The following is a 7,783-nucleotide window of genomic DNA, read 5'->3' as shown; positions in this document are numbered from 1 at the left end:
ACCTTGATTTTTGACTTGATAGCTGACTTGAATGCTACCACCCACTGACCCAACACTGGGATTGACGGCATTTTGAATAATTAAATCAGCTTTATTAATGGTTATCGCTTTGGCAAAAACATTGTTAGTTTCATTACTTTCGACAATATCCCCATCGCCATCAGCTTGATACAGTAGGTAATAATTACCTGTGGCAATGCTATTGCTGATGCTGAGTGTGGTGGACTCAGAACTATAAGCACCCGCAGCAATGCCACTGATGTATTCATAACCTAAATAAGTGTCTTCATCACTGAGGGTTGTATTTTTTGACAGAAAAAACTTAGTTTGTTGATAGCCAGCACTACCTGTACCTTGATTYTTRACTTGATAGCTGACTTGAATGCTACCACCCACTGACCCAACACTGGGATTGACGGCATTTTGGATTATTAGGTCTGGTTGAACAGCACCAGCAACAGCGTTCGTCCTTGACGTTGCTGGAGGCATCGCTTGTGTAACACTTTTGTTGCTTTCATTACTGTTATTAACATAGTTATACGTTTTATTTTTTACTTCATAAGTAGAATTTTTTTGAGAATTATAATTACTGCGATCGCTGGCTTTAAAAGTATTGCCACTACTCAAACTAGAACTATAGTAATTATTAGCATCATCAAAAATATTAGAGGTTTTTGATAATATTAAATTAACTTTTATATCAGTAGTTTTATTAATTGAGTTCTGGTCTTTGGTAAAAAGCATGAGTAATTTCACCTCTTAGTATTCAAGTAAATTTGCACAATAACAAGTACTCAACTCATAGAGATATAAGAATTGAGCTAAAATATATTTAGTTGTAATATAGTGCTGCAAATATACTTAACTATAAAATCATTCAATTAGCAAGCAATATTACAGTTTTGTACACACTTATAAAAAATTGTTTTATACCAGACTATTTTCTGCTATTGTTTTTTGGAAAAATCATTAGCAGTCTTACCTCACATATTCAAGAAAATTTACATTATTTAACTACTCGAATCCTTTTATTTTAAGAACTTTAAACTGAAAAGTGTATTAGTACAAAACAGTTACTACAAATACATTTGACTATAAAATAATATAACTTTGTTATTAATATCGCAGGTTACTAAATTCATGATTCAGATTAAAATTGGGGGTAAAACTCAATTAAGAACGGCTTTTAGTATTTCTGGGTTTAGACCGACGCTTAGGACGACTTGTAACTTGACGCTTCTTAATTTTGGTGGTGGGAAGCAACCCACGAATTCCCTGTTTTTGAAACCGTTTGTATGCCGAACCGCTCCAATCGCTAAGAGAATGACTCATGGCGCCGAGTTCTAAACCCAAGTAAAGAGCAACATATTCACTATCGTAATCAATGAGCGATCGCCCCACAGTTCTCCCCAAATCTTGCCAAGTGAAACTAAGATTGCAGAGCTTTTGGGCAATTGCCAAAGTGAAAATTGCCAAAATAGCTAACAAGCATCCCAAATAAAGCACGCGTAGCGTCGTACCAATAATCGGCCCGTGGGATAAAAAAGAGCGATGACGCAGACTTTTTTGATAAGGTAACCAAATCCAGCGTAAGAAACCCCAACGTTGGTATTGCACAGAATAAATATCTAAATCCGGGCCAAACATCAATCCGCCGAAGAGAAAGCCGCCTGCAACCAACAAAGTCGCATTGCTACTGCCAGTCTGCCAAAAAGTTATACCCGCCACGAACGGCAGAGCATATAGAGTAATGCGATCGTGCGTCCGACCAGAGGGCATTTTGAGTCCTGTTAACGATAGCGGCGCGTTGAGCCAGTGCTGAATACTGAGAGATTATAAGCTAATACTGTTGGGTTAAACATTTTTGCTTTTGTGCGTATCCTCTAACTTGAAAATAAAAACTGAAGACAAGGCAGACAAAGAACATGCAAAAAACCATTACAGCAGTTTTCGTCTATTTAGACTACATACTTATCTTCCTCTGTGTGACTTTGTCTTAGAAAGTTCTGCTCGAAGGAAACCTCTGCTCAGACTTTCCGCTGCACCTGGAGCGTGATCAAAAAAGCCGTGGTTGATTTACCTGAAAATAGCTGTAAATATTATCTTTGTGTATCCGTGTCATCTTTTCTATGCTCTTGTCATGTGATTTATCATATCAGTGTCTAGTTTGAAAACTTTTAATACTTGCGGTAAGGCGCAAAGCGTTGATATAAAAAAATATTTTTTTTAAACACTAGCCCAATCAGAAATCTTTTGCTATACTAAATAATTGTGAGACAAAAGGGCGGTTAGCTCAGTTGGTAGAGCGCCTGCCTTACAAGCAGGATGTCATCAGTTCGAGTCTGGTACTGCCCATATATCAAAAAACACGGAAAGCTGTCTTAAGTAGGCGGCTTTTTTAATGGAGCTGTAACCAGCGTAAAATGAAATTTTAAGTACTGGCTACAATGCCGTAAGCAGTATCGAGTACTGCTATCAACAGAAAGTGAATACATCTAGCCCCACTAGTCAAGATAAAAAGCAAGACCTTTTCTTAGTGTGCGGACTCACAAGTTTAGGGCAACATTGTGTTGAAGTCTTGAAGGAGTATGATGTTAAAGTCAGCGCTATTGACAATGTGCAGCCTGAATATTGGGAAGTCCCAGAATTACCTAGCTTATTAGAAAAGTTAATTATCGGAGACTGCCGCCAGCCAAATATTTTAGAACAAGCAGATATTCGCCAGTGTCGGTCAATACTGATAGTCACTAGAAATGAACGATTGAATATAGAAGCCGCCTTCGCAGCACGGCGTCTGAATCCGCAGGTTCGCTTGATTGTACGTTCTGACAAACAAAATTTGAACGAACTGTTATACGAAAATCTCGGTAATTTTGTTGCTTTTGAGCCTACCCATCTCTCGGCTTATGCCTTTGCGCTCACAGCTCTCGGTTCTGAAGCGATTGGATATTTTAGCTTAGAGGGGCACTTGTTGCGAGTAATTCAGCATCAGGTACAACAGAAGGATAGTTGGTGCAATGGCAAAGCAGTACATAGACTGAATTTAACAACTCGCCGCGTCTTGAGTCACATAGCTGCTTCATCTCAAGCGCCAAAAGAATTTTATGAGTGGAATCCAGAGGCAATTGTGCAGACAGGAGACACACTTGTTTACATTGAAGTTGCTCAAGACCTAGCTTTATCTGAGGAATATACCAGCGAATCTCAGGACTCTTGGTGGCAATGGCAAGAGTTTCTGCAAGCGATCGCCCCGAAGAATCTCAAGCAGAAAATTATCCGATTTTGGCAATCTTACTACCAAAGCCAAAATCAAATCCGGCGAATTGCCACAATTTATGCAATTACCGTACTTCTACTCTGGCTAGTTGGTATTATTCTTTTTTGCTTGTACTATCCTCACATTACTGTCCAAGAAGCCTTCTATGCCACAGCAGTCTTGCTCTTGGGAGGATACGGAGATTTATTTGGCGGCGTTAAGTTTGCATCGCAACCACAACCCTCAGACAATATATCTTGGTGGTTGCGGTTATTCAGCTTGGGACTGACATTAACAGGTCAAGCTTTTGTAGGAATATTATATGCATTGCTGACTGATGCTCTTGTTACTTCTAAATTTCAGTTTTTCAAAAGACATCCTGCTGTACCACAAGAAAACCATGTGGTACTTATTGGCTTAAATCGTCTGGGGCAAAGAGTGGCTGCTGTTTTGCAAGAACTCAATCAGCCGTTCGTGGGAGTTCATACTACCACTATCGACGATCGCCTTTTACCCAAGATGCCTCTGATTATTGACAATCCTACCGAAGCACTAGCTGTGGTAAATCTCTCCCATGCTAAAAGTATCGTTTTAGTCGGGGACGATCAGATGGAAAATTTGGAAATTGGTCTGATGGCTCATACCATTAACCCTGCCAGTCGCTTAATTATCCGCTCTCAAGACCGCCAGTTTAGTGAGAATATCGCCTCTCTATTTCCCTACGCTCAAGTTCTGTGTGGGGCGGCTTTGTCAGCAGAAGTTTTTGCTTGTGCTGCCTTTGGGGAAAACGTTTTGAGCTTGTTTCATTTGAACGCTCAAATAGTCATGGTCACAGAATACAAAATTGAAGCAGGCGATACACTCAATGGCTCGCTTTTATCGGAAATCGCTCATGGCTACGGCGTCGTGCCGATTCTGTATCAGAAAGCTCACCAAGATAATTATTTGTTAATGCCTTGGAATGATATTAATCTTTGTGCTGGCGATCGCTTGATTGTTTTAGCTGCTAGCAGCAGTTTGCAGCGCATTGAATGGGGTGAAATGTTACCTCGTCTTTGGCAAGTACAAATTGAAAAAGCTCCGCTCAAAAGTGCAATTGCTCAAGCCACACAGAAAATTGCTTTGATTACAGGATGTAGTTTGACCGATGCTAAGCAATTAATGAATAATTTACCCAGCTTGCTGCCAACACCACTTTATAAACATCAAGCTCAGGGTCTTGTCCGCGAACTCAAAAAATTACAAGTTTTGGCAACTGTTATCTTTATCGGACAATCGTCAAATAGCTAGGGGCATTGAGCAGGGGGTAATACCAATTCAAAATTCACGCATTAAGAAAGCCAGACAGAACAAAAGTATGTCCTGTATCTATCTGTCTGTTTTTTCAAATTGGTATAAGTTCTGAGGTTTATTAATGGAGTTGCAACACTCATTAATGAGTATCTAAGACTGATTAATGGAGTTCCAAGGCTTATTAATGGAGTTCCAAAGCTCATTAATGGAGTTATAAGACTCATTAATGGAGTTCCAAGACTGATTAATGGAGTTCTAAAGCTCATTAATGGAGTTCCAAGACTGATTAATGGAGTTCTAAAGCTCATTAATGGAGTTCCAAGGCTCATTAATGGAGTTCCAAGGCTCATTAACGGAGTTCCAAGGCTCATTCTTACTTCTAAAATATATCTCTCCTGCCCCCTGCCTCCTATGGTCAATAAATCGTATAGAAAAAGTATGACTTTTTTTTGATACCATGAGAAATCTGACTCATTAAACACCGATTGACGTATGAGCAAAGGTACCTTATTCGATAAAGTTTGGGACTTACACACCGTTGGTACACTTCCCTCAGGACTGACACAACTCTTTATTGGACTTCACCTCGTTCATGAAGTTACCAGTCCCCAAGCCTTTGCTATGTTACGTGAGAGAAATTTAAAAGTACTTTTTCCTGAGCGTACCGTCGCCACCGTAGACCACATTGTACCTACAGAAAATCAGGCGCGTCCTTTTGTCGATCCCTTGGCAGAGGAAATGATTAAGGCGTTAGAGCAGAATTGTCAAGAAAATAACATAACTTTTTACAATATTGGTTCTGGCAGTCAAGGTATAGTTCATGTGATCGCCCCCGAACAGGGACTGACCCAGCCAGGAATGACGATCGCTTGTGGAGATAGCCACACATCAAGTCATGGTGCATTTGGGGCGATCGCATTTGGTATTGGTACTAGCCAAGTCCGGGATGTTCTCGCTTCTCAAACCCTGGCCCTCTCGAAACTAAAAGTCCGCAAAATCGAAGTTAACGGCACTCTCAACTCTGGCGTTTACGCCAAAGATGTGATTTTACATATCATTCATACCCTTGGTGTTAAAGGTGGTGTGGGCTATGCCTACGAATTTGCAGGTACTACCTTTGAACAAATGAACATGGAAGAACGGATGACAGTCTGCAATATGGCGATCGAAGGTGGTGCCAGATGCGGCTACGTCAATCCGGATCGAGTCACGTACGATTACTTGCAAGGTAGAGATTTTGCCCCCAAAGGTGCAGATTGGGACGAAGCAGTGGCTTGGTGGGAATCTATCAAAAGTGATGCTGATGCCCAATACGACGATGTAGTTGTATTTGAGGCTGCCCAAATTCCTCCCACCGTCACCTGGGGAATTACTCCCGGTCAAGGTATTGGTGTTAACCAGTTTGTTCCTCAGCCAGAAGAACTGCCGGAAGAAGATCGCTTTGTTGCCGAAGAAGCTTACCGCTACATGGATTTATACCCCGGTCAACCCATCAAAGGCACGAAAATCGATGTCTGCTTCATTGGCAGTTGCACCAACGGCAGAATTAGCGATTTGCGGGAAGCTGCTAAAATCGCTCAGGGTCGCCACGTTGCCGAGGGTGTGAAAGCTTTTGTTGTTCCTGGTTCGGAACGGGTGAAGCAAGAAGCGGAAGCTGAAGGACTAGACAAAATCTTCACCGAAGCCGGATTTGAATGGCGCGAACCTGGATGTTCCATGTGTCTGGCAATGAACCCCGACAAATTACAGGGAAGACAAATCAGCGCCTCTTCTTCTAACCGCAACTTTAAAGGAAGGCAAGGTTCCTCTTCCGGTCGCACATTATTGATGAGTCCGGCGATGGTAGTTAGCGCTGCCATTAAAGGCGAAGTCTCTGACGTGCGTGAGTTGTTGTAATTTGGGAAATTGGGTATGGGGCATTGGGTATTGGAGAGACGCGATTTATCGCGTCTGTACAAGAATTAAGAGTTATTATTCTCTTCACCCGATTATCCAGTTTCCATTACCCAGTCCCCATTACCCAGTCCCCAGTTCCCAATCCCCAATCACTAATATGGTAAGTGAAGTTAAAACAGTTTCAGGGCGCGGTATACCTTTAGTAGGCAATGATATAGATACCGATCGCATTATTCCCGCACGATATTTGAAAGCCGTTACCTTTGATGGGTTAGGCGAAGGCGCGTTTATCGACGACAGGACAGCACTTAAAGGCGAACATCCCTTTGATCAACCCCAGTACCAAGGCGCGAATATTTTAATAGTCAATAGAAACTTTGGTTGCGGTTCATCACGAGAACACGCACCACAAGCGATCGCTAAATGGGGAATTCAAGCTTTAATAGGTGAAAGCTTTGCCGAAATCTTTTTCGGGAACTGTGTGGCGATGGGGATACCTTGTGTGACAGCCGATGCTGCTAAAGTTAAACAATTGCAAGAGTTAGTAACTGCCGATCCACAAGCAACTGTAACAGTGAACTTAGAAGCTTTGCAAGTGCAAATTGCTAATTACACTACCCCAGTTTTCATTGGTGAAGGTACAAGAAGCGCTTTCATTTCTGGGACTTGGGATGCTTGCGGTCAGTTAGTAGCTAACGCTGACCAAGTTCGGGCAACGGCTGCAAAATTACCTTACGTGAGTTGGGGAAATTTAGCTGCAAGTTAATATTTTCTCGTTCCCTGGCTCTGCTGGGGAATGTTAATTTATAGATTTTATCTACATTATTTCAGATTTGGCATAGTAGGCATATAGCTCAGTAATTCTAGACTATGCCATTAATAAACCCTCCTCTCACTAAAGAAGATTTTATTAACTCTCGCTGGCAGGACGTGGTTAATAGCAGCGAGAGAAAAGAGTGTAGTGCTTATAACAGAGTCTTCTGGAATAAGGCACAGGAAGCAAAAGAGGCAGGAAATCTCAGAGAACAGTCTCTTTTTAAGATTCTGGTGTTAGTGACTGGTAATGGAATCAAGCCAAAATTAACAGAAGAGTTGTTGGCTAAATTTGTACATAGTCTGACAGATGAAGATCTAGATTTTTTGGCTGAGATTGTGAGTGAAGTCTTGGACCTAGAGCTTCAAGCACGAATTGCAGATATTCTCTGGACTAGCAAACATTGAAATTGGGTAGATGCAATGCCAACTCTTCTAGTTTACGTCCTAACCTTGATGGCTATAGCTATATGTCTTGAAGATTGGACTATGGATGAGTATTCTTAAAAACTGAATCAAGTTATA

The 7,783-nt window shown here is 41.4% G+C and carries 7 protein-coding genes and 1 tRNA gene; 5 read left to right on the top strand and 3 right to left on the bottom strand.

The genetic code is table 11. The features are described from left to right. Positions 1-744: CARDB domain-containing protein (locus tag FCR06_RS15925; protein ID WP_317616825.1), on the bottom strand; the 744-nt coding region annotated here is incomplete at its 3' end. A 429-nt stretch (positions 745-1,173) separates the two neighbouring features. After that, on the bottom strand, positions 1,174-1,779 hold the full coding sequence (locus FCR06_RS15920; RefSeq protein WP_138501302.1) for a metal-binding protein: 606 nt from the start codon (positions 1,777-1,779) through the stop codon (positions 1,174-1,176). Between the two features lie 503 nt (positions 1,780-2,282). On the opposite strand from FCR06_RS15920, the gene FCR06_RS15915 reads away from it, so the two are divergent. Then, a tRNA-Val gene (locus FCR06_RS15915) sits at positions 2,283-2,355 on the top strand. 130 nt (positions 2,356-2,485) lie between these two features. After that, positions 2,486-4,546, top strand: coding sequence for a potassium channel family protein (locus tag FCR06_RS15910; RefSeq protein WP_138501300.1), 2,061 nt, complete (start codon positions 2,486-2,488; stop codon positions 4,544-4,546). 41 nt (positions 4,547-4,587) lie between these two features. Here the strand turns inward: FCR06_RS15910 and FCR06_RS15905 are convergent, their stop codons facing one another. Continuing rightward, entirely contained in the window at positions 4,588-5,031 is a 444-nt protein-coding gene (locus FCR06_RS15905; protein WP_138501298.1) for a hypothetical protein, read from the bottom strand. A gap of 10 nt (positions 5,032-5,041) precedes the next feature. Between FCR06_RS15905 and leuC the strand changes: the two genes are divergently transcribed. The 3 genes from leuC (at position 5,042) to FCR06_RS15890 (ending at position 7,666) form a co-directional block, all read left to right on the top strand. Continuing rightward, a complete protein-coding gene (leuC, locus tag FCR06_RS15900) occupies positions 5,042-6,445 on the top strand; it encodes a 3-isopropylmalate dehydratase large subunit (RefSeq protein ID WP_138501296.1) in 1,404 nt (467 codons plus the stop codon). Between the two features lie 157 nt (positions 6,446-6,602). Beyond that, complete coding sequence (gene leuD / locus FCR06_RS15895; RefSeq protein WP_138501294.1) at positions 6,603-7,211, top strand: 3-isopropylmalate dehydratase small subunit; 609 nt, start codon at positions 6,603-6,605, stop codon at positions 7,209-7,211. 104 nt (positions 7,212-7,315) lie between these two features. After that, a complete protein-coding gene (locus FCR06_RS15890; protein ID WP_138501292.1) occupies positions 7,316-7,666 on the top strand; it encodes a hypothetical protein in 351 nt (116 codons plus the stop codon). The last annotated feature ends 117 nt before the right edge of the window (positions 7,667-7,783 follow it).

Source organism: Nostoc sp. PA-18-2419 (genome assembly GCF_005869855.1).
Lineage (GTDB): Bacteria > Cyanobacteriota > Cyanobacteriia > Cyanobacteriales > Nostocaceae > Nostoc.
This window is presented reverse-complemented; position numbering and strand designations above follow the sequence as displayed.

Coding starts and splice junctions, on each gene's coding strand:
- FCR06_RS15920 (WP_138501302.1), bottom strand. CDS start 1,779: ATGCCCTCTGGTCGGACGCACGATCGCATTACTCTATATGCTCTGCCG.
- leuC (WP_138501296.1), top strand. CDS start 5,042: ATGAGCAAAGGTACCTTATTCGATAAAGTTTGGGACTTACACACCGTT.
- leuD (WP_138501294.1), top strand. CDS start 6,603: ATGGTAAGTGAAGTTAAAACAGTTTCAGGGCGCGGTATACCTTTAGTA.
- FCR06_RS15890 (WP_138501292.1), top strand. CDS start 7,316: ATGCCATTAATAAACCCTCCTCTCACTAAAGAAGATTTTATTAACTCT.